This is a genomic window from Bradyrhizobium sp. 137 (assembly GCF_023074095.1).
GTDB lineage: Bacteria > Pseudomonadota > Alphaproteobacteria > Rhizobiales > Xanthobacteraceae > Bradyrhizobium.
The window spans coordinates 250,688-273,798 of the sequence record NZ_JADPKU010000044.1 but is presented as its reverse complement, the minus strand read 5'-3'; the positions used below and the strand labels follow the sequence as shown (position 1 = coordinate 273,798).

General features: G+C 65.1%; 24 protein-coding genes. 6 read left to right on the top strand and 18 right to left on the bottom strand.

What is annotated here, in order from left to right; translation table 11 throughout:
* Positions 1–57: 57 nt before the first annotated feature.
* The 8 genes from IVA78_RS10550 to IVA78_RS10515 form a co-directional block, all read right to left on the bottom strand.
* Complete coding sequence (locus IVA78_RS10550; protein ID WP_247277498.1) at positions 58–264, bottom strand: hypothetical protein; 207 nt, start codon at positions 262–264, stop codon at positions 58–60.
* A 158-nt stretch (positions 265–422) separates the two neighbouring features.
* On the bottom strand, positions 423–887 hold the full coding sequence (locus IVA78_RS10545) for a GNAT family N-acetyltransferase (RefSeq protein WP_247277499.1): 465 nt from the start codon (positions 885–887) through the stop codon (positions 423–425).
* Positions 888–903: 16 nt separating this feature from the next.
* Positions 904–1,494, bottom strand: a complete 591-nt coding sequence (locus IVA78_RS10540; protein ID WP_247277500.1) for a glutathione S-transferase family protein — start codon at positions 1,492–1,494, stop codon at positions 904–906.
* 72 nt (positions 1,495–1,566) lie between these two features.
* A complete protein-coding gene (locus tag IVA78_RS10535) occupies positions 1,567–2,376 on the bottom strand; it encodes an outer membrane beta-barrel protein (protein ID WP_247277501.1) in 810 nt (269 codons plus the stop codon).
* A gap of 167 nt (positions 2,377–2,543) precedes the next feature.
* Complete coding sequence (locus IVA78_RS10530) at positions 2,544–3,383, bottom strand: outer membrane beta-barrel protein (protein WP_247277502.1); 840 nt, start codon at positions 3,381–3,383, stop codon at positions 2,544–2,546.
* Positions 3,384–3,621: 238 nt separating this feature from the next.
* On the bottom strand, positions 3,622–4,866 hold the full coding sequence (locus tag IVA78_RS10525; RefSeq protein ID WP_247277503.1) for an MFS transporter: 1,245 nt from the start codon (positions 4,864–4,866) through the stop codon (positions 3,622–3,624).
* 259 nt (positions 4,867–5,125) lie between these two features.
* Positions 5,126–6,469: a phosphoglucosamine mutase gene (gene glmM, locus IVA78_RS10520; protein ID WP_247277504.1), complete on the bottom strand. Its 1,344-nt coding sequence runs from the start codon at positions 6,467–6,469 to the stop codon at positions 5,126–5,128.
* A gap of 221 nt (positions 6,470–6,690) precedes the next feature.
* Complete coding sequence (locus IVA78_RS10515) at positions 6,691–6,858, bottom strand: hypothetical protein (protein WP_247465187.1); 168 nt, start codon at positions 6,856–6,858, stop codon at positions 6,691–6,693.
* Positions 6,859–6,961: 103 nt separating this feature from the next.
* On the opposite strand from IVA78_RS10515, the gene IVA78_RS10510 reads away from it, so the two are divergent.
* A complete protein-coding gene (locus IVA78_RS10510) occupies positions 6,962–8,104 on the top strand; it encodes an alpha-hydroxy acid oxidase (RefSeq protein ID WP_247277506.1) in 1,143 nt (380 codons plus the stop codon).
* Positions 8,105–8,283: 179 nt separating this feature from the next.
* On the opposite strand, the gene IVA78_RS10505 is transcribed toward IVA78_RS10510, so the two are convergent.
* From IVA78_RS10505 to IVA78_RS10475, 7 genes are all read right to left on the bottom strand, one after another.
* Positions 8,284–8,910: a hypothetical protein gene (locus tag IVA78_RS10505; protein ID WP_247277507.1), complete on the bottom strand. Its 627-nt coding sequence runs from the start codon at positions 8,908–8,910 to the stop codon at positions 8,284–8,286.
* A 56-nt stretch (positions 8,911–8,966) separates the two neighbouring features.
* Positions 8,967–9,800 carry a shikimate dehydrogenase gene (locus IVA78_RS10500; protein ID WP_247277508.1) on the bottom strand — a complete coding sequence of 278 codons (834 nt, stop codon included), beginning with the start codon at positions 9,798–9,800 and terminating at the stop codon, positions 8,967–8,969.
* A gap of 92 nt (positions 9,801–9,892) precedes the next feature.
* Complete coding sequence (locus IVA78_RS10495; protein ID WP_247277509.1) at positions 9,893–11,635, bottom strand: SulP family inorganic anion transporter; 1,743 nt, start codon at positions 11,633–11,635, stop codon at positions 9,893–9,895.
* Between the two features lie 93 nt (positions 11,636–11,728).
* Positions 11,729–12,001, bottom strand: coding sequence for a helix-turn-helix transcriptional regulator (locus IVA78_RS10490; protein WP_247277510.1), 273 nt, complete (start codon positions 11,999–12,001; stop codon positions 11,729–11,731).
* Positions 12,002–12,208: 207 nt separating this feature from the next.
* Positions 12,209–14,257: an elongation factor G gene (locus IVA78_RS10485; RefSeq protein ID WP_247277511.1), complete on the bottom strand. Its 2,049-nt coding sequence runs from the start codon at positions 14,255–14,257 to the stop codon at positions 12,209–12,211.
* 223 nt (positions 14,258–14,480) lie between these two features.
* Positions 14,481–14,960 carry a DUF992 domain-containing protein gene (locus IVA78_RS10480; RefSeq protein WP_247277512.1) on the bottom strand — a complete coding sequence of 160 codons (480 nt, stop codon included), beginning with the start codon at positions 14,958–14,960 and terminating at the stop codon, positions 14,481–14,483.
* Positions 14,961–15,120: 160 nt separating this feature from the next.
* Positions 15,121–16,323: a pyridoxal phosphate-dependent aminotransferase gene (locus tag IVA78_RS10475; protein ID WP_247277513.1), complete on the bottom strand. Its 1,203-nt coding sequence runs from the start codon at positions 16,321–16,323 to the stop codon at positions 15,121–15,123.
* Between the two features lie 632 nt (positions 16,324–16,955).
* On the opposite strand from IVA78_RS10475, the gene IVA78_RS10470 reads away from it, so the two are divergent.
* The 5 genes from IVA78_RS10470 (at position 16,956) to IVA78_RS10450 (ending at position 19,657) form a co-directional block, all read left to right on the top strand.
* Positions 16,956–17,606 (top strand): glutathione S-transferase family protein, encoded by a 651-nt coding sequence (locus IVA78_RS10470; RefSeq protein ID WP_247277514.1) that lies wholly within the window; start codon positions 16,956–16,958, stop codon positions 17,604–17,606.
* A gap of 156 nt (positions 17,607–17,762) precedes the next feature.
* Entirely contained in the window at positions 17,763–17,939 is a 177-nt protein-coding gene (locus tag IVA78_RS10465) for a hypothetical protein (RefSeq protein ID WP_247277515.1), read from the top strand.
* 73 nt (positions 17,940–18,012) lie between these two features.
* Positions 18,013–18,171: a hypothetical protein gene (locus IVA78_RS10460; RefSeq protein WP_247277516.1), complete on the top strand. Its 159-nt coding sequence runs from the start codon at positions 18,013–18,015 to the stop codon at positions 18,169–18,171.
* A 128-nt stretch (positions 18,172–18,299) separates the two neighbouring features.
* Positions 18,300–19,112 (top strand): PAS-domain containing protein, encoded by an 813-nt coding sequence (locus tag IVA78_RS10455; protein WP_247415006.1) that lies wholly within the window; start codon positions 18,300–18,302, stop codon positions 19,110–19,112.
* An 89-nt stretch (positions 19,113–19,201) separates the two neighbouring features.
* Positions 19,202–19,657 carry a GNAT family N-acetyltransferase gene (locus IVA78_RS10450; RefSeq protein WP_247277518.1) on the top strand — a complete coding sequence of 152 codons (456 nt, stop codon included), beginning with the start codon at positions 19,202–19,204 and terminating at the stop codon, positions 19,655–19,657.
* 164 nt (positions 19,658–19,821) lie between these two features.
* Here the strand turns inward: IVA78_RS10450 and IVA78_RS10445 are convergent, their stop codons facing one another.
* From IVA78_RS10445 to IVA78_RS10435, 3 genes are all read right to left on the bottom strand, one after another.
* Positions 19,822–20,145 (bottom strand): antibiotic biosynthesis monooxygenase, encoded by a 324-nt coding sequence (locus IVA78_RS10445; RefSeq protein ID WP_247277752.1) that lies wholly within the window; start codon positions 20,143–20,145, stop codon positions 19,822–19,824.
* A gap of 124 nt (positions 20,146–20,269) precedes the next feature.
* Positions 20,270–21,493 (bottom strand): DUF1501 domain-containing protein, encoded by a 1,224-nt coding sequence (locus tag IVA78_RS10440; protein WP_247277519.1) that lies wholly within the window; start codon positions 21,491–21,493, stop codon positions 20,270–20,272.
* Complete coding sequence (locus tag IVA78_RS10435) at positions 21,490–23,046, bottom strand: DUF1800 family protein (protein WP_247277520.1); 1,557 nt, start codon at positions 23,044–23,046, stop codon at positions 21,490–21,492. Before IVA78_RS10435 ends, IVA78_RS10440 begins: the two co-directional genes overlap by 4 nt.
* Positions 23,047–23,111 lie beyond the last annotated feature (65 nt).

The following is a 23,111-nucleotide window of genomic DNA, read 5'->3' as shown; positions in this document are numbered from 1 at the left end:
GCCTCCCGTTGGGGGGAGGTGTCCCGCCGCGGCTGATACGGGAATCGGGCAGACCAGTCAAGGAAGTTCCGGCGTCTCACGGCGGAGTGAAGGCGCCTCCGGCGCGAGATCAGGCGAGTCGACGGCAGCGAGCGCATTCAGCAAGTCCGTGGCTTCGCTGATCAATTGCGCGGCTCTGCGGCGGCTGCCGACCTTCAAAATGCATTTGTCATTGGCCTGCACGACGTAGTCGTTGCCGACCTTGATCATCGAATAGCTTGTCATCGAAATCCCCGAACCGACCGAGCTCGGTGTCTGACGCTGCCGTAGCACCGTTCGTTCCTTCATCAATGTGAACGACGGACGGGTAGTTTACCGGCTCTTAACACGAACGAATGCGCGATCCGATTCCGCTGATCGCGCAACGCCTGCGTCACGCTGCGTCAAAAGCGGACAGTCATACCGACATGACTCGCCGTGAAGCCGAGCCGCTTGTAGAAGCGCTGCGCATCGACACGCGTCTGATGCGTCAGCAGTTCGACGAGATTGCAGCCGCGTGCTTTCGCTTCCGCAACCGCCCATTGCACCAACCGCTCGCCGATGCCGCGGCTGCGACAATCGGAAGCAACGCGGACGTCTTCGAGCAAACCGCGCACGCCGCCTTGCGAGCTGATGCCGGGCAGGATCGCGAGTTGCAGGCAGCCGACCACCCTGCCCTCGCTCTCGGCGACCACAAGCGTCAGATTCGGATCGCGCTCGACCCGCGCAAATGCCTCGTAATAGGCGGCGGGCAGCGGATCCTCCACGCGCTCGCGTGCGCGTCCGAGATGATCATCGGCGAGCATTGCAACGATCGCGGCGATGTCGTCGCGGCGCGCGCGGCGAATGGAGACGGCTTCGGCGTTCATGCGCGATGCTCCAGACTCAGCGCGCCGGCGCAAGGCCGAGAAAGGCCTCGGTCTGGTCGATCCAGCGGCGGATGGCCGCAAAGCGGCCGAGATCGAAGCCGCCCTCATGCGCAACGCGGGTATAGGCGAGCAGCGAGACATCCGCGAGCGAAACCGCCTCACCGGCGAGGAAGCGGCTGGCCGCAAGATGCTGCTCCATGCGCTCGAGCGCCGCATAACCGCGCTTGACCTTCTCAGGATCGAGCTCGGAGGCCTGCTTGCCGAGATAGACCAGGAGGAAGCGGCACACCGCGATATAGGGCTCGTGGCTGTACTGCTCCCAGAACAGCCATTCGTCCATCTTGGCAGCGATGAAGGCGTCGCGCGGAACGAGGGCGCTGTCGCGTGCGAGATAGCGGATGATGGCATTGGATTGCGCCAGCGTGCGGCCGTCGTCGAACGCGACGGTCGGCACTTGGCCGGCGCCGTTCATCTTCAGGAATTGCGGCGTGCGCGTCTCGCCCTTGCTCGTGTCGATCTCAACCCACTGATAGGGCAATGCGAGCTTGTCGCAGACCCACTTCACCTTCAGACAATTGCCGGAATTGCTATCGCCGTAGATCTGCATCGCCGCCGTCCCGCTTTTGGGCGACAGAGCATCAGGACGGAAGGAGGCTGTCAACCGCGGCGTGTCGCCGCGTCAGAACTTGTAGCCGAGGCCGGCGCGGACGGTGTTGATGCTGGTGTCGACCTGGGACGTGAAGCGAATGTATTCCCACTCGGCGCGCATGAAGAGACCGCCGACGAGGTTGACGTCTACACCGAGGCCGCCGCTGTAGCCGTAGATCAGATGATTGTGCTGCGCTTCGCTCGCGGAGACCGGCCCCAGCAGAACGCCGGCGGGCGTCACGTAATCCTGAGCACTCACCGTGCGAACGATATCCGCGTTGCCGAGCGCGAGCCCGCCGAACACGTAGGGCAGGAAGCAGCCCCACGCGTAACCGGCCCTGCCGCGAAACGTTGCCATGTCCTTGATCGCGATCGAGGCCGTCGAACTCGCAGTCACGCTGTGCACGTTGCCGTCGGACAGCTGGAGGCTACGTGCTTCGCTGGCGGTGGTCGATCCTCCGAACTTACCGTGCAGGTAACTGGCTTCCAGGCCGATCACGACATCGTCCCACTGCCCATTGTAGCCCGCGAAAGCACCGTATCCACTGCTGCGCTGAGAGGCCTTTCCGAGGCCGAGATTCCATTGCGAGACCTGCATCTCCTGTTCGATCAGGGTGTCCGCGAGCAGCGCGGCCATCATATTGCTGGTCGACCCGTTGAAATTTTCGTCGGACGAGCCATAGCCGCCCTGGCCTCCGACATAGAAGCCCTGCCAGTTGACGCCGGATCTCGTCAGGCCGTCGGTGAAGCTGCCGCGCAGGATCGGCAGGTCCGGCATGTCGGCCGCATTTGCGGCGGACACCGTCCCCAACATCGCCGCCGCCACCATCAGCCTACGCATCGCAACGCTCCATGGACTCGAACAGTTGCGATGATCATCCCCTGTTAACCTTAACCAATGGTTGCGTCCGCCACGTTCGTCGCTGCTGCGCCATGAAAAATCCGCAAAGCAAAACGGCGCGGGCTGACCCCGCGCCGTTAAGAGACTTTAACCGATGAGGCTGCCGATCAGCCCTTGGTGACCAGCGGCGGCGCGTAGACCGGCGGGCTGTTGAGATCCCAGCGCACGCCGAGCTTGACGTCGTGCGAGGTGAGCTCCCTGATCTTGATAGAGGTCGGACCGGAGGCACTGTTGTCGAACAAGCGGTAGTTGCCAGGCGCCGCGTCGCCGAGGTTCATGTAGCTGTAGGCCAGTTCGACGGTGAACCCGGGATTGACCTTGTAGGCGAGACCGGCGTGAGCGGCCCAGGCGAAGTTCCACTTTCCGCTGTCTGCGAAGTAGGCGACGCTGTTGCTCGGAGTCGGGGTCAGCGCGGCGCTATAAGAAACGCCGTCGTCACGGAAGCCACTGATCTTGTTGTAGGAGCCGCCAACACCGGCGCCAATGAACGGGGTGATGCACCACCAGGTGCCGAGATCGACATAGGCATTCGCCATGACGACCCACTCGGACTTGCTCCCGCTGTAATTGTTTGTGCCGACGAAGCCGGGTCCAATGACGTTGTCCGCACCGTGCAGGTTAGCCTTGCCCCGGTACTGGCCGATCACGTCCGCACGGAACCAATTGTTGAAGCGATAGCCGACGCCGAGATCGAACAGTGGCGAAGAGTCGAAGCCGAGTCCCTCAGTCGACTTCTGATACCCAGCCGGCAGCGCGCTATCGATGCGCTTGGCACTCTGGTTGGTCATGCCAATATCACCGCGCAGATACCAGCCGCCGAAATCGGCGGGCGGGGCCGGCGGCGCGTACATCGGAGGGGGCGCCGCGATCGGCATATCGGCGGCGAATGCCATCGACGAGATCAGGGTTGCCGCACCCGCGGCGAGGAGAGACTTAACGCTACGCATTGGCTTCGTCCTTATGGCCGGTGAGGCAAAATGCAGCCGCCCCACGTTCTGGAAACTCACGGGAGGACGATGGCACCAAATGTTTAAGCGCCGCTTAACCCTAATTTTTAAGGTTGATTTTTTCTGACAGTACACGCGCGCGCCGCGCCAGCGTTGCAAAAAAGCAGCGCCAAATGCGACTTCCTTCGCCGCATTCCCTAACGATGTGTGAAACCGCAAGGCGGCAAGAGAGGATGTGTTAACGCGCGTGCCGCGGCAGCCTGGGTAGGAACACTGCAAGCAGGCCGATCGCCGGCAGAAAAGCGCAGACCTGATAGACGAAAGCGATCGAGGTGTGGTCGGCGAGCTTGCCGAGCACGGCCGCGCCCAGCCCACCGATGCCGAAGGCGACACCGAAGAACACGCCGGAGATCATGCCGAAGCGATGCGGCACCAGTTCCTGCGCGAACACGATGATCGATGACGTCGTCGAGGAGATGATCAGGCCGATGACGACGCTGAGCACCGCGCTCGCATAGAGGCCGGCATAGGGCAGCGCCAGCGTGAACGGCAGCGCGCCGAGGATCGAGATCCAGATCACGATCTTGCGGCCGAAGCGGTCGCCCAAGGGACCGCCGAGAAACGCACCCACGGCGTTCGCCGCCAGGAAGATGAAGAGATAGATCTGCGCAGCCTGCGTCGACACGCCGAAGCGGTCGATCAGGTAGAAGATGTAATAGCTCGACAGGCTCGATACGTAGAGCTGCTTGGAGAACAAGAGCGCGACCAGCACGAGCAGCGCGACCGCGACGCGGCGCGAGCTCGGACCACCCGGCTGGCTGTGAACGGGGGCTGCCTTCTTCGCCGTGATCTGCGGCGCGTACCAGCGGCCGATGCGCCACAGGATGAGGATCGCGAGGAAGGCGATCGAAGAGAACCAGGCGATGCTGCCCTGCCCGAACGGCACGACGATGAGCGCGGCCAGCACCGGTCCCATCGAGGTGCCGAAACTGCCGCCGAGCTGGAACACGGATTGCGCAAAGCCGTAGCGGCCGCCGGAGGCGAGCCGCGCGATGCGCGCCGACTCCGGGTGAAACACCGCCGAGCCGAGACCGACCAGCGCGGCGGCGACGAGAATGACGAGGTATTGATGCGCGGCGCTGAGCAGCAAGAGGCCGAAGAAGGTCGAGGCCATGCCGATCGCCAGCGAATAGGGCTGCGCCTTCTTGTCGGTGTAGTGCCCGACCACCGGCTGGAGCAGCGAGGCCGTGAACTGGAAGGCCAGCGTGATCATGCCGATCTGCGCGAAATCGAGCGCATAGGTGTCCTTCAGGATCGGATACACCGAGGCGATCAGCGACTGCATGGTGTCGTTGAGGAAGTGCGAGACGCTGATGCCGGCGAGCACCACGTAGACCGGCCCTGGCGCTTTGGCGGGCGCCACGTCGTTGACGACGACGGGCTCGGTCAGTGTTTCCTCTGAGACGACGACAGGCTTGTTCAATGCAGCAATCCCGGCGCGGCAGATTGCCGCGACCTCTTAGGTACGATGCAAGCGGCAGTAGAACCAGCGTCAACGGCAAATAGCTGGGATGCGCGGGTCTTACCCTCTCCCCTTGTGGGAGAGGGTGGATCGCCGCGTCAGCGGCGAGACGGGTGAGGGGTCTGCCTCCGCGAGTCTCTCTAGCAGTTGGGGGCGAGGATAGAACCCATCATCCGGCGCTTCGCGCCACCTTCTCCCACAAGGGGAGAAGGAAGAGCCCTTACGCCGCCGCCTGGCCCAGCGCGGAGACGATAGTGTCGACGACGTCCTCGACCAGGATGCGGTCCTCGCCCTCGCCCATGACGCGGATCACGGGCTCGGTGCCGGAGGAGCGGATCAGGAGGCGGCCGTGGCCGTTGAGGCGCTTCTCGCCGTCGGAGATCGCCGACTTGACGTCGGAATCGTCGAGCGGCTTGCCGCCCTTGTGGCGGACGTTCTTCAGGATCTGCGGCAGCGGATCGAAGCGGTGGCAGACTTCGGAGACGGGGCGGCGCAGCTTCTGCACCACCGCCAGCACCTGCAGGGCCGCAACGAAGCCGTCGCCGGTGGTCGCGTAGTCGGACAGGATGATGTGGCCGGACTGCTCCCCGCCGAGATTGTAGCCGCCGTTCAGCATCTGCTCGAGCACGTAGCGGTCGCCGACCGGCGTGCGGACGAGATCGAGCCCCTGCCCGTTGAGGAAGCGCTCGAGGCCGAGATTGGACATCACGGTGGCGACGATGCCCGGCCGCGACAGCCGGCCGTCCTCCTTCCAGCTTTGCGCGATCACCGCGAGCAGCTGGTCGCCGTCGACCAGATGGCCGCGCTCGTCGACCAGGATGACGCGATCGGCGTCACCGTCGAGCGCAATGCCGATGTCGGCGCGCATCTCGCGCACTTTCTTCGACAAGGCTTCCGGCGAGGTGGAGCCGCATTCCTTGTTGATGTTGAAGCCGTCGGGCTCGACGCCGATCGGCACCACATCCGCACCCAATTCCCATAGCGCTTCCGGCACCACCTTGTAGGCGGCGCCATTGGCGCAATCGATCACAACGCGCAGGCCGTCGAGCGACAGATCGCGCGGCAGCGTGCGCTTGGCGAATTCGATGTAGCGGTCATGCACGCCGTCGATGCGGCGGGCGCGCCCCAGGCTCGCGCTCTGTGCGAGACGCTTGTCGAGGGATTCATCGAGCAGCTGCTCGATCTGCCTCTCGACGTCGTCGGAGAGCTTGAAGCCCTGCGGGCCGAACAGCTTGATGCCGTTGTCCTCGAACAGATTGTGCGAAGCCGAAATCATGACGCCGAGATCGGCCCGCATGGATTTGGTCAGCATCGCGACCGCCGGTGTCGGCATCGGGCCGACTAGCAGCACGTCCATGCCGACCGAAGTGAAGCCCGCGACCATCGCGTATTCGATCATGTAGCCGGACAGGCGGGTGTCCTTGCCGATCACGACTCGATGGCGATGGTCACCGCGCTGAAACGCAAGCCCTGCGGCTTGGCCGACCTTGAGCGCGAGCTCCGGCGTGATCAGTCCGTTGGCGCGGCCCCGAATCCCGTCCGTCCCGAAATATTTGCGGCTCATATCGTCCCCCAGGCAACAACCAGGGACCCCTCTACAACCACGGGCTGCCCGAAAGGGCCCCGCATCCCTGATTTGCCGAGCACTTATAAAGCCATCGCGGCTAAGTTGGCTTCAAAAAATATGATAAATCATTACGGAACCGGGCACGCCGCTGCCCTGATAACGTATTGTTAACATTATATTTCCGAACTGGGAAGCCGGAACGGGAACGGAACCTGTCCCTAGCCGGTGCGCTTCACATGCCCGTCCCCGCGGCTCGGCGGCGGCTGGGTGACATTGACGGGATCGGAGGCGGGAAAGGTCTCTTCCAGACCTTCTTCCAGCGCTTCCCCGAGGGCGCGCTTCTCCTTGGTCTCTTCCGGCGAAGGTCCGGCGTGCGGCCTCGTCATGGCGCCCTCCTGCAAAACGGTCTGGCAAACGATTTGGCTGTGCATCCAACCATGCTAGATGACCCCGAAATCATCCGATGCAAGACGGGCCGGGGAAACGATCATGAAGCACATCACCTGTATCGACGATCTCCGTGCGCTGCATAAGCGCCGCGTGCCGAAGGCGTTCTTCGATTATTGCGACCGCGGCTCCTATGCCGAGGAGACGCTGCGCGCCAACCGCGAGGACATGCAGGCGATCAAGTTCCGCCAGCGCATCCTGGTCGACGTCTCCAAACGCGACACCTCGACCACAATCCTCGGCGAGCCCTCGACCATGCCGCTGATCCTCGCGCCCGTCGGCCTGCTCGGCATGCAGCATGGCGACGGCGAGATCCATGCCTGCCGCGCCGCGCAGGCCGCCGGTATCCCGTTCACGCAATCGACGATGTCGATCTGCTCGATCGAGGACATCGCCGCCAATGTCGAGAAGCCGTTCTGGTTCCAGCTCTATGTCATGAAGGACCGCGGCTTCATCAAGGACTTGATCCAGCGCGCCATCGCAGCGAAGTGCAGCGCGCTGGTGCTGACCGTCGATCTTCAGGTGATCGGCCAGCGCCACGCCGACATCAAGAACGGCATGACGGTACCGCCGGAATGGTCGCTATCGAAATTGCTGGATTTCGCCAGCAAGCCGGCCTGGGTTTCCGGCGTGCTGCAAGGCAAGCGCCGCACGTTCGGCAACATCGCCGGCCACGTGAAGAACACCGAGGATCTCAACCGCCTCGCCGAATGGACCGCGTCGCAGTTCGACACCTCGCTGAACTGGAAGGACGTCGAGTGGGTCCGCAGCATCTGGCCTGGCAAGCTCATCCTTAAGGGCATTTTGGACGTCGAGGATGCCGAGGAAGCCGCCAAGACCGGCGCGCAGGCCCTGGTCGTCTCCAACCATGGCGGCCGGCAGCTCGACGGCGCGCCGTCATCGATCGAGGTGCTGCCCGAGATTGCGGACGCGGTCGGCGAGAAGATGGAGATCATGTTCGACGGCGGCATCCGCTCCGGCCAGGACGTGATGCGCGCGCTCGCGCTCGGCGCCAAGTCCTGCATGATCGGCCGCGCCTATGCCTATGGCCTGGGGGCTGGCGGCCAGGCCGGCGTCGCCAAGGCGATCGACATCATCCAGAAGGAGCTGCTCACCACCATGGGCCTGTGCGGCGTCAACCGGATCGACGAGATCGACGATCATATCATTGCGGCAGCACCGTAGCGTCTTGGGTGGGCAGGGCGCTTGTCCACCGTAGCTCGACGAGCGAAGGCGGAAGCGTGGCGACCTTCGTTCCAAGTTGAGAGAAGACGTGGGCACGGCGCGAGCGCGCCTTTGCCCCTTGCTCGGCGAGATGCAGCAACACTAACAGCCTCGTCCCGGCGGAGGCGACCGCTCTCCCCTCACATTGGCGGCGTGAGGCCGTCGCGGCCGACGCTGACGCGGTTGGTCTCGAAAGAGCCGTCCGGCAATTGCTTCATGAAGGCGATGACCTTGGCACCGGTCTTCAGATCGGATTTGTCGCCGGGCACCAAGGTCACCACCGGGGTGTTGTCGGGAACGAACACCTTCTTCTCGCCGTCCTTGTACTTGACCAGCAGCGTGTGGCCGTCATTGCCGACCACGCTCTCGGCGACCGTCGCATTGGTCATGCTGGAGTTGGGCTTGAGGTCCCAGGGCCGCGAGCCCTCGCCGGTGCCGCGCATGCTCTCCGGAAACACGTGGACCTCGACCGCGTTCTGGCCGCCATCCGGCCCCGGCACGGTGGTGGCGCCGATGAACGAACCGGGCTTGATGTCGGCGAGTGAGATCTTGGTGATGCCCGAGACGTTCACATCAGCGGCGATGTGAAGCTTGAAATCTTCGCCGCTGCGCGACTTGACCTGCATGGTGTCGCCATTGACGTTCTCGATCGTGCCGCGCACACGCGTCGGCACCGGCGCTTTTTGGGCGGTGGCGCAGTAGGTCGAGAGGGTCACCATCGCGATGGCGAGAAGTGGACGTGTGAAAGTTGCGCGTTGAACAGACATGGCGGTCTCCGGTTGTCCCCACGGAGATAGAACTCCGGAACAGCCGCGCCATTCTCTCAAGTCTTTGTGAGATCGGCCTCGACCAGCGCGCGCAGCTCGGTGGTGACTTCAGGACGCCGGCCGAACCACAGCTCGAAGCCGCGCACCGCCTGGTGCAGCAACATGCCGAGCCCGTCGGCGGTCTTCAGCCCGTGCGCTTTGGCTGCCGCAAGCAGCGGCGTCACCAGCGGGACATAAACGAGATCGGCGACCACCGCCGCCTCCGGCAGGCGCGCCACATCGATATCGAGCGGAGGCTGGCCGTGCATGCCGAGCGAGGTCGTGTTCACGAGAAGTTTTGCACGCGGCAGCACGTCGTTGATGCTGTCCCATGTCACAGGATGCACCTTTGGCCCAAAGAGACTTGCCAGCGTCTCCGCCCGCGCGATGGTGCGATTGGCGAGATGGATGCGCTTGATGCCTTGCTCACGCAGGCCGAACACGACCGCGCGCGAGGAGCCGCCAGCCCCGAGGACCAGCGCCTCCTCAGCCGCATTCCAGCCGGGCGCGCTGGCGTCGAGATTGCCGATGAAGCCTTCGACGTCGGTATTGGTCGCGTGCAGCTCGCCGTCTTCGAACCACAGCGTATTGGCGGCACCCACAGCCGTTGCGCGCGCATCGGGTTTCGACAGCGCCAGCACGTCCTCCTTGTGCGGGATGGTGACGTTGGCGCCAACGAAGCCGCGCAGCGACAGCCGCAGCACGAAGTCACGCAAATCCTCGGGCGGGACAGCCTCGATGACGTAGCCGCCCTCGATCCCGAGCGTGCGCAGCCAGTAATGATGAATCAGCGGCGATCGCGAATGCGCCGCCGGCCATCCGATCAGACAAGCGGCGGGAGCCCTGGTCACGGTCGTCCTTCCCTCAAGCGATATGGAAGGCGATCCATTTCGCGTCCCGACGGCTCTGTCAAGCGCACGAGCGCCGCATCGCCACGGCGCCGTCAGCTCGCAGCAGCCTCATCGGCTGCAGAGCTCTTGATGTCAGCAATGGCGCGCTCGAGGCTCTGGCGATAGCGCGCGCGGGGCGGCGTCACGCCATGGGTGAGCAGCGCGCGGCGAACCGCTGGCGAGGCGCCCGTGATGAACAGCCTGATGCCCTGGCGATGAGCCCTCGCGGCGACGCGCCCGAGCACGTTCGCCGCGGTGGAGTCCAGGAACGGCACCGCGGCGAAATCGACCACGAAGGCCTTGCGCCGGTCGGCGATGCCGTCGAGCACGCTTCCGATCGCAGAGGCGGCGCCGAAGAAGAACGCGCCGGTGATGCGATAGACCAGCACGTCGCGGTCCACCGCAAGCGCGGGGTCGTAGGGAATGCGCGAACCGTTGCCGTCGTCGGGACGATCGGCGGCCACGAGCGGCGTGCGCTCCTCGATGCCCGTCGTCTCCGCCATGCGGTGGATGAACAGCACCGCGCCGAGCGCGAAGCCGACCAGAATGCCTTCGGTGAGATCGCGAAAGATCGTGAGCAGGAAGGTCGCGAGCAGCACGACGGCATCGCCCCATGACGAGCGCAGCAGCGTCGCGAATTCGTGCTTCTCCGCCATGGTCCAGGCCACGACCACGAGCACGGAGGCGAGCGCAGCCAGCGGAATGTAGCTTGCGAGCGGCGCCGCGATCAGCATGAACAACAGCAGGAAGAACGCGTGCAGCATCCCCGCGAGCGGCCCGCGCGCGCCAGCGCGGATATTGGTCGCGGTGCGCGCGATCAGGCCGGTGACGCAGATGCCGCCGAACAGCGCCGAGCCGATATTGGCGGCGCCTTGCGCCACCAGCTCGCAATTGGAACGGTGGCGGCGTCCGGTCATGCCGTCGGCCACCACTGCCGATAGCAGCGATTCGATCGCCGCCAGCAGCGCGAACGCAATCGCATCCGGCAGCACGGCCCTTGCCTTCTCAAGCGAGAAGGCGGGCAGCGCTGGCGACGGCAGCTCGCGCGGAATGCCGCCGAAGCGCGAGCCGATGGTCTCGACCGGCAGCGACAATACGGCAGTTGCGACCGCCGCAAACACGACCGCGATCAGGATGCCGGGCCAGGACGGCCGCCAGCGACGCAACACGCCAATGATGACGATGCTGACGATCGCGACCGCGACGGCGGCTGGATTGACGGTGTTGAGGCCGCCGGCGAGCGCAACGAGTTTCGGGACGAATTCGCTGGGCTCTTTTCCCGCAAGCGTGATGCCGCCGAGATCGCGGAGCTGGCTCGCAAAGATGATGACGGCGATGCCGGCAGTGAAGCCGACGGTTACGGGATAGGGAATGAACTTGATGTAGGTGCCGACCCGCAACAGGCCCGCCGTGACCAGGAACAGCCCCGCCATCAGGGTGGCGAGGATGACGCCCTCGACGCCGTGCCGCTCGGCCGTCACCGCAACCAGGACGATGAAAGCGCCCGCGGGTCCGCCGATCTGGAAACGGCTGCCGCCGAGCAGCGACACGATGAAGCCGCCGATAACGGCGGTGTAGAGGCCGCGATCCGGTGTCACGCCCGATGCGATCGCGATCGCCATCGACAGCGGCAACGCCACGATCGCGACCGTGAGGCCGGCGAAGACGTCGGCGCGAAAGTCCGCGGCGCCGTATCCCTCACGCCAGACGGTGACGAGCTTTGGCAAGTATAATTCGGCAAAAGTCGGCCGGCGAAGCTGATGCAGTCTGCCCGCGTGATCGCTTGTGATGCTCATGCCCCACGATGCTCCGAAGCATCGTGCGTCCCGTGTTGCCGAGGTGCGACGATGCGCTAGCCCATCCTGATCCCGAGCATGATCAACGCCCGATCATGCCCCCACCCGCCGCGGCGGCCCCGGCTGCTTGAGGCGAACGCCGCGCCCGCCGCTGTCGCTGCGGGCCTGCTCGCCGATCAGCTCGACGCCCGCCCGATCGAACGCCTCGACCACCTTGATCAGGGTCTCGACCACGCCGCGAACATTGCCGGTGCTGGCTTCCATCCGCTGGATGGTCGGCAGCGAAACGCCCGCGAGTTCGGCCAGGGTTTTCTGGTCAATGCCGAGCAGCGCGCGCGCTGCCCGCATCTGGAACGACGTGATCACCGTGGCCTCACGTATCAGAATCTATAAATGATATCTGGAGCATATACAATGATGCAAAATACATCATTCGGGGCCAACCGCAAGGGTTTCATGGGCTGCCCATGTCTGTCTCTCTGCAATCAATAAAGGTTGACAAGCCAGCGTCTCCCCTCGCCCTCTCCGCGCAAGGGCGGGGAGAGGGTAAGGGGACTGTGCTTCCCCAATAGATCACGCCGCGTGCTGATGAGCGGCGATGATCTGGTCGGCGGCGCGGCCGGTCACTTCGGCCATGTGGTCGAACTGGCGGGTGAAGCTGCCGGCGCCGGCGGTGGCCGAGCGCAGCTCGACGATCAGCTCACCGATCTCGGCTTCCGGCATCATGGCGCGGACGCAGTCCCAGCCGCTCCAGCCGTCTCGGGTGTCGAAGCCGAGGATCTGGCCACGCCGCGCCGACAGGATCGCGTTGATCTTGGCGGTGGCATCGGTCGGGCAGACGATCTCGACCATGTGGATCGGCTCGAGCAAGACCGGCTGGCATTGCGGCAGGCCCTCGTTGAGCCCGATCCGTGCCGCCGTGCGGAAGGCGAGGTCGGAGGAATCGACGCTGTGATAGGAGCCGTCGGTCAGCGTCACCTGCACGTCGGTGACAGGGAAGCCGAGCGGGCCGCGCGCCAATCCGTCGACGACGCCTTCCTCCACCGCGGGGATGTAATTGCGCGGCACCGCGCCGCCCACCACTTTTTCGGCGAACTTGAAGCCATCGCCGCGCGGCAGCGGCCTGATTTCGAGCACGACGTCGCCGAACTGGCCGTGACCGCCGGACTGCTTCTTGTGGCGGCCACGCTGGACGATCGGCTTGCGGATGGTCTCCTGATAACCGATCGCGGGCGGGTGCGAGGTGACCTTGACGCCGAAGCGGTCGCGCAGCCGCTCGCCGGCGACCCGCAGATGCATTTCGCCCTGGCCCCACAGCACGGTGTCGTGGGTCCGGGCGTTCTGCACGACCACCAGCGATGGATCCTCCTCGTGCAGGCGGGCCATCGCCTGGCCGAGCTTCACGTCGTCCTTGCGATCGGTCGCCGCGATCGAGATCGCGAGCACCGGCGGCGTCGGCTCCACGGTGACGAGCGCAGCCGGCGGGGTCTTGCCGCTCGAGACAGTGTCGCCGGTCTTCACGGGATCGAGCTTGGCGAGCGCGACGGTGTCGCCGGCTTCGGCCGAGGCACGCTTGGTGTCGTAGGCGCCATTGACGGCGAGGATGCCGGAGATGCGCCCCGCGCCGCCGGAAGAGGATTGCAGCGTGGCGCCGTCGTCGAGATGGCCGGCGAGCAGCCGCGTCAGCGACAATTTTCCGCCATGCTGCGAATGCAACGTCTTGAAGACGTAGCCGAGCGCATCCTTGGTCTCGGGAACGCCGAGACGTTTTGCGGTCTCCGCGACGCCCGGCGCCTCATGGCGCAGCGCCTTCATCAGGCGCAGCACGCCGTTTTCGCGCGCGGCGGCGCCCAGCAGTACCGGACAGATCAGCCCTTCGCGCAATTCACGGGCGAGATCGTCGAACACGGCATCGCGCGGCGGCTGGATGTCCTCGAGAAGCTGCTCCATCAGCGCATCGTCGTGATCGGCGAGCTTCTCCAGCATCGAGAAGCGGGCCTCTTTCTCGCGGTCGAGATTGCCGCCTTCGAGCGCGATCACCTCGGAGGCCTTGTGTTCGCGATAGATGAAGGCGCGCTCGAGCGCGAGATCGACGAAGCCCTCGATCAGCTCGCTTTTCCAGATCGGGATCTGGCGCAGTACCAGCGGCACGCGTGAGGCGGGCTGTAGCGTTGCGAGGCTCTCGCGGACGCGCTCGGTGGCGCGATCGATCTTGTTGAGGAACAGGAAACGCGGGATCTTCAGCTCTTCCAGTTCGCGCAGGATGATCTGAAGCTGCGGCAGCTTCTTCTCGTCGGCCTCGCAAACCACGACCGCGGCGTCGACCGCAGGCAGCACGGCGCGCATGTCATAGGCGAATTCAACGGAACCGGGACAGTCGAGGAAGGTGTAGCTGTCGCCCATGAAGGTCGTGGTGGCGGCAGTCAGGCCGACGGTCATCTTGTGATGACGGGCCTCGGGCGTGGCGTCACCGACAGAAGTTCCGGCATCGACGCTGCCGGCGCGGGGGATTGCGCCCGTTCGCGCTAGGATTGCTTCGAGAAGCGTGGTTTTACCGCTTTGGAATGGGCCCACTAGCGCAATGCACCGTGGACCTCGGGGACTTCTGACGTCCTGTCCCATTCGCCGCCTCCTTTTTTGTGGAGCTCGGCCCATGATTGGGTCGGCAAGCGCAGATGCTCTGCCCGTCCCCGAGATTTGGCAAGCATCAAACGTCGCTGCGGTGCGTCGTCGGCTCGATCAAGACTTCAACTCTTGACGATTGGTACGACTATCGGCCCGAGCGTTCCACCTCTCCGCGACGGGGGAGGCGAGCCGCCGCCGGTGCAGTTAGAATTGACGGCAATCAGCGGCCCGGACGGAGTTCCAGACTCTCCAGACCGGCGGCGACGTTGAGGCCGACCTGGCCCTGCACGCTGAGCGGCTGAAGGGCGATCGAATTGTTGGAGCCGCCGACCAGCACGTTGCCCCCAAGGCCGACGCCGACCGAGGCGCTGCCCTGCGCGCCGGCGTAATTGCCGGAGAGATCGCCGGGGCCGAGCCGGTCGACCGGCGCGAACACGCCCCAGGCGAGCGCCGTCTCCTGGGTGATGCCGATGTCGAGACCAACTTTGCGGATGGTCGCGACGTAGCGGTCGTCGGGTAGACCATCGGCGCGCAGCACGCAGCCGAGATGGGTCACCGATCCCACGATGAAGCCGACGCTGGCGCCGCCGCGGCACTCGAGCACGCCGACCCGTGCCATCCGCTGCTGCGCGCCGGCGGCAGCGACGGAGACAACGAGGCTTGCCGCTGCGAGCCCGGAGAGGAGGAACGAACGGCGCATGAAACGTCTCCGGCGATGATGGGGTGCGAGCAGGAAGGCGCGGCACACGCCGCATGATGGTCTATGCCATAATAGTTGTGGTGGGGCCAGCTCGCGCGGACGCGACAGAAAAAGGGCCCACTAACCGCGGGCCCTTTGATTTCACGTCGTTGCTGCGCGCTTACCGCAGATTGCCGCAGAAGCGCTGGATGCGCTTGCAGGCGTCTTCGAGGTCCGAAGTCTTGGTCGCATAGGAGATGCGGAACGCCGGTCCCAGGCCGAAAGCCGACCCCTGCACCACGGCGACGCCTTCGGTTTCCAGCAGCTCGGTGACGAACGTCTCGTCATTGTCGATCACCTTGCCCGACGGCGCGGTCTTGCCGATCGTGCCGGCGCAGGACGGATAGACGTAGAACGCCCCTTCCGGCCGCGGGCACTCGATGCCTTTGGCCTGATTGAGCATGGAGACGACGAGATCGCGGCGCTCCTTGAACACCTTGTTGTTGGCTGGGATGAAGTCCTGCGGACCGTTCAGCGCTTCGACCGCAGCCCATTGCGCAATGGACGACGGGTTCGAGGTCGACTGCGACTGGATCGTCGACATCGCCTTGATCAGCTGCGCCGGGCCGCCGGCATAGCCGATGCGCCAGCCGGTCATGCAATAGGCCTTCGACACGCCGTTCACGGTGAGTGTGCGGTCGTAGAGTTTCGGCTCGACCTGCGCGACCGTGGTGAACTGGAAGTCGTCATAGACGAGATGCTCGTACATGTCGTCGGTCATCACCCAGACGTGGGGATGCCTGAGCAGCACGTCGGTGAGCGCCTTCAGCTCGGACTTGGTGTAGGCAGCTCCCGTCGGGTTCGACGGCGAGCACAGGATCACCCATTTGGTCTTCGGCGTGATCGCGCGCTCCAGCGCCTCCGCCTGAAGCTTGAAGCCTGTCGCAGCGGTGCAGACCACCGGTACCGGCTCGCCACCGGCGAGCGCCACCATCTCGGGATAGCTGACCCAATAGGGCGCGGGAATGATCACCTCGTCGCCCGGATTGATGGTCGCCATCAGCGCGTTGTAGAGCACCTGCTTGCCGCCTGTGCCGACGATGATCTGGTTCGGCTTGTAGACGACGCCGTTCTCGCGCTGAAACTTGGCGATGATGGCTTCCTTCAACTCGGGAATGCCGTCGACCGCAGTGTACTTGGTCTTGCCGGCTTCGATAGCGCGGATCGCCGCCAGTTTGATGTTGGCGGGCGTGTCGAAATCGGGCTCGCCGGCGCCGAGGCCGATGACGTTGCGGCCCGCCGCTTTCAGCGCGCGTGCTTTATCCGTGACCGCGATGGTCGCGGACGGCTTCACACGGTCGAGCGCAGCGGCAAGGAAGGACATCGTCATCTCCTGACAAGCGTCGTGAAGCCCTTCGCCTCACGACTCCGATTGTGGGAATGAGCCACCCTAAAACGGGAGCCGCTGCACCGCAAGAAACTTCGGCCCGATCTCGAAGAAGTTTACGGATTTCCCGCGCTTCGAGGCGCGATTACCGCAATGTTCCGCAACTTTGCCAGCCAAATCCCTCATATCCGGCAAGGCTTGTCCTCGGAGCAATTTGTCGCTTCCGGCCGAAGTTTTCTCATGGCGCGCTTGCCGTCGTCTGAAGTTTCGCCGGCCCAAATGGCGAAGCCTTGGCGTAGCCGCGTCCCAGCCATCTACACCTGGCCGCGCGCACGAAGAACGTGGATGCCTCGGACAAGCCCGGGCATGACGGCGCGCTGCATCCAAATCGCATGCGATCGTCGCCGACCTCACGAATGCCCGACGCAACGCGCCCGTGCTCTAACGCAAGCGTGATCTCGTTTGCGCGGTCGCGCGGAAATGATCTTTCGTGGCGTTGCAGTGCGGTAGGGATTTCGAGTTTTTCTATTGGCTGGCTCTTGCAGCGGATTCGCATCGGCATCATTGTTTAGCCGCGCTGCAGGGCAGCCAGCGCCGCGCCTTCCCGTCCTCGGAAACGAACTCCCAGAATGTACAAACTCTATTCGATGCAGCGCTCCGGCAACAGCTACAAGGTCCGCCTTGCGCTGGCGCTGCTCAACGTGCCTTACGAAGCCATCGAGGTCGACATTCTGCGCGGCGAGAGCCGCACGCCGGACTTTCTGGCGAAGAACCCGTCGGGCCAGGTGCCGCTGCTCGAGGTCGGCGGCGACCGCTATCTCGCCGAGTCCAACGCCATCCTCTGGTACGTCGCCGTCGGCACGCCGCTCGCGCCAGAGAACCGCATCGACCGCGCCGAGGCGCTGCAATGGATGTTCTTCGAGCAGCACGCGCTCGAGCCCAACATCGGCGCGGCCTATTTCTGGCTGTCGCTGGTCAAGGGCGGCCGCGATCTCCAGACCCATTCGCTCGAGGACTGGATGGAGCGCGGCTATGGCGCGCTCCAGGTCATGGAGAACCATCTCAAGACCAACGCCTATTTCGCCGCGCGCCAGCTGACGGTCGCCGACATCGCGCTCTACGGCTACACCCACCTCGCCGACCGCTGCGATTTCGACCTTTCGACCTTCCCGGCGATCCGGGACTGGCTGAAGCGCGTCGAATCTGCGCCCGGCTTCGTCACGATGGACTGGCGCCCGGCCGACGTCGACGACCCCGCCAGCATCGCCGTGGGCGCCTGACAGGCTAGTCCCCGCTGGCGAATAGCGGGCACAAGGGTCGTCTTTGCCGCAATCTCGCCGTTTTCGGCGCGACGGCCGCCGCAATGTTGCCCGTTGAAACGGTGAAATTGTCCCGCGTCGCGGGTGATTCGCTCGCGTGTTGAAGGATTTAGACCCATGACTCGGGCGTCCGGCACGGCAGGCTTCCAGGGCCGATCCGCCACCGTCGCGTCTTCCCGGCTGACCAATGCGGTCGCGGCCTCGCTCGCCGTCGCCGCGCTCTCGCTGTGCCTGATCGTCACGCTGACGGTCATGTCGACCAAGGCGACCATGGCAATGGGCCTGCCGATCTGATTCCCGTTTCATCCTGGACCAGCCTTCAAGCCGCCGTGTGGCCCTTGCCGACCGGCATTGCGACAGGACCTCGATGAAGTCACCTGTGGTAGTCGTTGCAATCACGCTGACTGCGGCCATCCTGGTCGCGGCGTCGCTGTTGATTTTCACCGGCATGCGCAAGAGCTCGGGCACCTCGACGCTGAATGCACCGTCGCTGCAACAGCGCCTCAGGCACTCGCACTTGGTCTAAAATCATCCGAAAGATTTGCGCTCCGCGGCAAGGGTCTCTTAAGCGCGCCGCGCGAAATCGCATCGCATCAGCGCAACGATGAGCCAGTGTTGCTGCGTTGCCTCGTTCAGGAGGAGCGAGACTGGCCCATGCGGCTCGGGTGGCGTGCGATCTCCGGTCCGGTGCTGACGGCAGCGACGCTGCTGCTGGCGATGCTGTTCGATCACTTCATCCCCACTCCCTCCCCTGCGCCGCTGTTGGTCTGCATCGTGGCGCTGGCCGGTGCGCTGTCGGGTCTCGCCTCCGCCATGACCAGCGCAGCCATCGCGGTCGCCGGCGCTGCGCTGCTCTTCCTTAACCAGCATGGCGTCTCCGGATACGGCATCGCAGACCTGGTCCGGCTCGGCCTGCTGGCAATCATGGCCGCCGGCACCGCAGCCGTCACCGGCCTGATGCGCGAGCGGCTGCTCGGCACGTTCGCGGGCGAGCGCCAGAGCCACGCTACCGCCGCGCGCTTGTCGGCCGCGCTCGACCAGATCGATATCGGCGTCGTGCTGCTCGATGCCGAGACCCGAGCCGAATTCATCAACCGCGCGTTCCGCGATTATTTTGCGGTGCCCGACCAGATCGCCGACCGCAAGCCGCCCTTCATCGCGCTGATGTATCACGGCCGCGATACCGGCGCGTTCGAGCTGCCCGAGGACGAGCTCGGCACCTTCATCGCGCAGCGCATGGAGATGGTGCGGATCGGCGATGCCAGGCCGATCAACATCGCCTTGCGCAATGGCGAGGTGCTGCGTTTCGTCTGCACCGCGCTGCCCGACGGCGGCCGCATGCTGAGCTACACGCCGGTGACCGATCTCGTGCGCCACACCGACGCGCCCGCGCGTGCCGACTACTACCGCTCGCTGCGCGATCCGGCGAACCGAAGGCTGATCCGCTCTTTGCGCCTTGCAGAGTGATGCGACAGCAGGATTGATCGGCAGCGCGATAATCTCGTATCAAGGATGCCTCACCGGCCGTTGGCATCCTCCGAGCCCAGGAATTTCAGATGTCCCTCACCATTCGCTCCGTCACGAAGCAGGATTACGAACAATGGCTGCCGCTGTGGGACGGCTACAACACCTTCTACGGCCGTTCGGGCCCGACCGCGCTCGCGCCAGAGATCACGCGCATGACGTGGCAACGTTTCTTCGACGCCTATGAGCCGGTGCATGCGCTGGTCGCCGAGAGCGACGGCCAATTGCTCGGACTGACGCATTATCTCTTCCATCGCAGCACCACCGCGATCGAGCCGTCCTGCTATTTGCAGGATTTGTTCACGCGCGAGGCCGCGCGCGGCAAGGGGGTTGCCTCGGCGCTGATCTATGGTGTGTATGAGCGGGCGAAACTGGCGAGGTCGCCGCGCGTCTATTGGCAAACGCACGAGACCAATGTCACCGCGCAGCGACTGTACGACAAGGTCGCGGAGCGGTCCGGCTTCATCGTCTATCGCAAGATATTCTAATCTTCGCAGGCAGCGCCTGTGGATAATTCCTGCCTGTCACCCGCGCGTAACACAGCGGAACTACGCTGCACCTGCGTCTGGTCAGGCCCCCCGTCACCGATCAAGCGCCCCAAGCGGTCCCCGTCAGTCGCCGCGTCTGACAGGGGCCGCATTTTTTATGGCAGTCACTTCGCGCCGCGCCCGACCGTCTGCATCACCTCAAAACCTTCGAACTGGGGATGGCCGAGATAGAGCGGCTTGTTGTCGCCAGCCCGGTGATGCGCCGCGCGAAATGCCTCCGACTTGGTCCACGCCTCGAACGCCGCGTAATTCGCCCACACCGTGTGCGAGGCGTAGAGCGTATGGTCTTCGAGCTCGGGGCCCTTCAACAGATGGAATTCGACGAAGCCCGGCACCGTGTCCAGATGAGTGTCGCGCGTGAGCCAGACCTGCTCGAAAGCGGCCTCGGAGCCCTTGGCGACGCGGAACCGGTTCATGGCGATGTACATTGCGGTGATCTCCTGATGTCGCATCATTATCGCGTCATTGCGGGGCGCGCGGCAAGGCGCGGGCCCGGTATCCATTTTGCGATTCCGGGTTCGCGCTACGCGCCCCGGAAATGACGGGCTGTTATTACGCCACCAGCCCCTTCATCGGCTTTGCGGCGGCGCTGTCTGGAAACACCGTCTCCGCCAGCACGCGATCGGACAGGCCAAATTGTCCTTGCAGCACGCCCTTGATCACGGAGCGCAGATCGGTAGTCGGCTTGAGGTCGCGCCCTTCGTGGAGGTTGGCAAGCTTGAGGCCGGGCCAATCGGCGATGACGCGGCCGGCCTTCACCGCGCCGCCGGCGAGCAGCGCCATCGTTCCCGTGCCGTGATCGGTGCCGTCAGTGCCGTTGATGCGCGCGGTGCGGCCGAACTCGGTGGCGACGACGACCACCGCGTCGCGCCAGCGTTCGCCGAGCCCGCTTTCGAATTCGGCGAGCGCGCCGTCGAGGCCGCCGAGCAGGAAGGCGAGACGCCCCACAGGCCCGCCTTCATTGGCGTGTGTGTCCCAGCCGTCGAAGGCGAGCGCCGCGATGCGCGGACCATCGTCGGCCGCCATCAATCTTGCCGCGCCGTGCGCCACCTGGCGCATCTGCGCGGCTGCGTTGCCGCCCTTCGGCTTCATGTCGTCGCCGCTTGCGGCCTTGTCGAGCTGAAGGCCTTGCGCCAAGGCCGTCGCCAGCACGGGATCGCGATGGCGGTAGAGCTCGACGAGGCGCATTGCAGTGTCGTCGTCGGCCTGCGGCAGCGCGACCGGCGCCCAGCCGACGGTCGGCGCATTGCCGCGCAGCACCAGCGGCGTGGTCGGGCCGACAGCGAGGCCGCTCGATACCCGCTCGCCGCGCGGTAGCACTTCCAGCGCGCGATTGAGCCAACCGGACTGCACCCGGCCCGGGCCGGCATAGCCGCTTTCGAGCACGTCCTGGCCGTCGAAATGCGAGCGATCGCGATACGGTGTTGCAACGGCGTGGATCACCGCGGCGTGCTTGTCGCGGTACATGCGTGCGAACTCCGGCATGGCGGGATGCAGCGCAAAGAAGCTATCGAGCATGGTCGCGGGGTGTGCGCCGTCAGCCGTGAGCGCGATCGAGCCGTGCAGGCCGGCGTAATCGGGGTCGCCGATCGGGGCAACGGTCGAAAGCCCGTCGAGCGCGCCGCGCAGGATCACCACGACCAGGCGCGGATCGTGCCCGTCGGCGCCGCGTGCGAATTTCGGCAGGTAGGCCCAGGCCGCGAAAGAGGCGCCGCCGAGCAGGAGCCCGCGGCGCGAGGCGAGGAGCCGGTTCTCGACGCAGTCGATCATCGTCATCTCCGCTGCATTTCCGGCGACATCAGCAGCAGCGCCAGCGCCTGCTGCCGCGACTCCGCGCGCTCGATGGTTCGTCGCGTCTCGATGGAGGCCGCATCGGCTGCGGCGAATTCCAGCAGGTCGAGCGGATCGATGGTGTTGCCGAGCCGCGAGCCGATTTGCGCCGCGATATCGAGCCTGAGCTTCATGCCCTCGGGTGCGGCCCAGGCTGCATTGGTGTCGGGAAAGCCGTTGGGCCCGGCCGGCGACCATAGCGGTTGCCCGAGCAGGTTGAGGCCATTGAGATAACGGCTCGGATCTTCCGGCACGCGCGCGAGCAGCCGGCCGCTCGCGACCAGGAAATCGTAAGGCGAGCGCATCTTGGTCAGCGGCGCTTTCCACGCTTCGTCGGAATCGACCAGCGCCATGGCAAGCGCCTTGAGGTCGCCATCGGTCTTGACGAAGATGTCGCGCAACCGCGCAACGAGAGACGGCGGCGGATCATCGGCAACGAAGTGGCGGACGAACTTGGTGGCGATGAAATTCGCGGTCGAGGGATGGCGCGCGAGGTCGGCGAGCGCGGCCTCGCCTTGCGCGAGGCCCGCCTGGCCGTAGGTCTTGCCGAGCAGGATCTGCGGCCCCGGCTGATGCGCATTGACGTTGAACACGAAGGAGCCGGGCGCCCCCAGCTGCCCCTGGCGGCCGGCGAAGGTCCAGCCCGTGATGATGCGCGCGAGCGAGGTGACATCGTCCTGCGTGTAGCCGCCGCCGACGCTGAGCGTATGCAGCTCCATGATCTCGCGCGCCAGATTCTCGTTCAGCCCGCGCTTGCGGTTTTGCCCCGCACGCGAATCCGGTCCGAGCGATTGCTGGTTATCGAGAAAGAACAGCATCGCCGGATGCTGCTCGACCGCCTTGAGCATGTCGGCGAAACGCCCGAGTACGTGCGGCCTGATCGCCTCGCGCTCGAACGCGCCGGCCCAGATCCGCGCCAGCTCGCCCTTGCTCGCGGAGATGCAGAAATGGTTGGACCAGAACACGACGAGTCGCTCGGTGAAGCCGCACTCGACGAGGGTGGCCCGCTGCAACCGCGCCAGCGCCTCGGCGCGAAATGTCTTCTGGATGACGTTGAGCGGCTGCGGCGCGGGCTTTGCGGCGGGCGGCGCGCCGGGGCTGGGCTGCATGGCCTCCGGCTTCGCCGCGTTGTCCGCTGGTCTCGCATCCGCCATCTGGCCGGCGACCTCGCTTGCGGCTGCGTTCAGCGAGAGATTGCGGCGCAGGGCGGGCTTCTGATCGGCAGACGCTTGTGTCGGCGTTTCAGCGGCCGCCGTGGCCTTGGCGGCCTCGCGCGCCTGCTTGACCTCGTCCTGATAGGCGAACACCGCCTGCCCGAGCTGCGGCGTCGATTGCAGACCCGGCGCTTCCAGCAGCACGCCATTGGGACGCGCGAGCTCTGCCTTGACGAAACCGCGCGGGTCGGAGGCGGCATCGATGAGATCGCCGGACGCGCCGCCGCGGGCGCCGAAGCCGAAGCGGTTGAGCGCAACGAGGGCGGCTTGCGAATCACGGGCCATCGGTCTGTCCTTCGCGCGCCGGGAGCCGCTTTCCGAGTCCGTGCGCAAGGCATAATATACCGCAG

Bases quoted from the DNA above. Each gene is read 5' to 3' on its own strand.
- IVA78_RS10550 (WP_247277498.1), bottom strand. From the start codon at position 264: ATGACAAGCTATTCGATGATCAAGGTCGGCAACGACTACGTCGTGCAG.
- IVA78_RS10545 (WP_247277499.1), bottom strand. From the start codon at position 887: ATGAACGCCGAAGCCGTCTCCATTCGCCGCGCGCGCCGCGACGACATC.
- IVA78_RS10540 (WP_247277500.1), bottom strand. From the start codon at position 1,494: ATGCAGATCTACGGCGATAGCAATTCCGGCAATTGTCTGAAGGTGAAG.
- IVA78_RS10535 (WP_247277501.1), bottom strand. From the start codon at position 2,376: ATGCGTAGGCTGATGGTGGCGGCGGCGATGTTGGGGACGGTGTCCGCC.
- IVA78_RS10530 (WP_247277502.1), bottom strand. From the start codon at position 3,383: ATGCGTAGCGTTAAGTCTCTCCTCGCCGCGGGTGCGGCAACCCTGATC.
- glmM (WP_247277504.1), bottom strand. From the start codon at position 6,469: ATGAGCCGCAAATATTTCGGGACGGACGGGATTCGGGGCCGCGCCAAC.
- IVA78_RS10515 (WP_247465187.1), bottom strand. From the start codon at position 6,858: ATGACGAGGCCGCACGCCGGACCTTCGCCGGAAGAGACCAAGGAGAAG.
- IVA78_RS10510 (WP_247277506.1), top strand. From the start codon at position 6,962: ATGAAGCACATCACCTGTATCGACGATCTCCGTGCGCTGCATAAGCGC.
- IVA78_RS10505 (WP_247277507.1), bottom strand. From the start codon at position 8,910: ATGTCTGTTCAACGCGCAACTTTCACACGTCCACTTCTCGCCATCGCG.
- IVA78_RS10495 (WP_247277509.1), bottom strand. From the start codon at position 11,635: ATGAGCATCACAAGCGATCACGCGGGCAGACTGCATCAGCTTCGCCGG.
- IVA78_RS10485 (WP_247277511.1), bottom strand. From the start codon at position 14,257: ATGGGACAGGACGTCAGAAGTCCCCGAGGTCCACGGTGCATTGCGCTA.
- IVA78_RS10480 (WP_247277512.1), bottom strand. From the start codon at position 14,960: ATGCGCCGTTCGTTCCTCCTCTCCGGGCTCGCAGCGGCAAGCCTCGTT.
- IVA78_RS10475 (WP_247277513.1), bottom strand. From the start codon at position 16,323: ATGTCCTTCCTTGCCGCTGCGCTCGACCGTGTGAAGCCGTCCGCGACC.
- IVA78_RS10470 (WP_247277514.1), top strand. From the start codon at position 16,956: ATGTACAAACTCTATTCGATGCAGCGCTCCGGCAACAGCTACAAGGTC.
- IVA78_RS10465 (WP_247277515.1), top strand. From the start codon at position 17,763: ATGACTCGGGCGTCCGGCACGGCAGGCTTCCAGGGCCGATCCGCCACC.
- IVA78_RS10460 (WP_247277516.1), top strand. From the start codon at position 18,013: ATGAAGTCACCTGTGGTAGTCGTTGCAATCACGCTGACTGCGGCCATC.
- IVA78_RS10455 (WP_247415006.1), top strand. From the start codon at position 18,300: ATGCGGCTCGGGTGGCGTGCGATCTCCGGTCCGGTGCTGACGGCAGCG.
- IVA78_RS10450 (WP_247277518.1), top strand. From the start codon at position 19,202: ATGTCCCTCACCATTCGCTCCGTCACGAAGCAGGATTACGAACAATGG.
- IVA78_RS10445 (WP_247277752.1), bottom strand. From the start codon at position 20,145: ATGTACATCGCCATGAACCGGTTCCGCGTCGCCAAGGGCTCCGAGGCC.
- IVA78_RS10440 (WP_247277519.1), bottom strand. From the start codon at position 21,493: ATGACGATGATCGACTGCGTCGAGAACCGGCTCCTCGCCTCGCGCCGC.
- IVA78_RS10435 (WP_247277520.1), bottom strand. From the start codon at position 23,046: ATGGCCCGTGATTCGCAAGCCGCCCTCGTTGCGCTCAACCGCTTCGGC.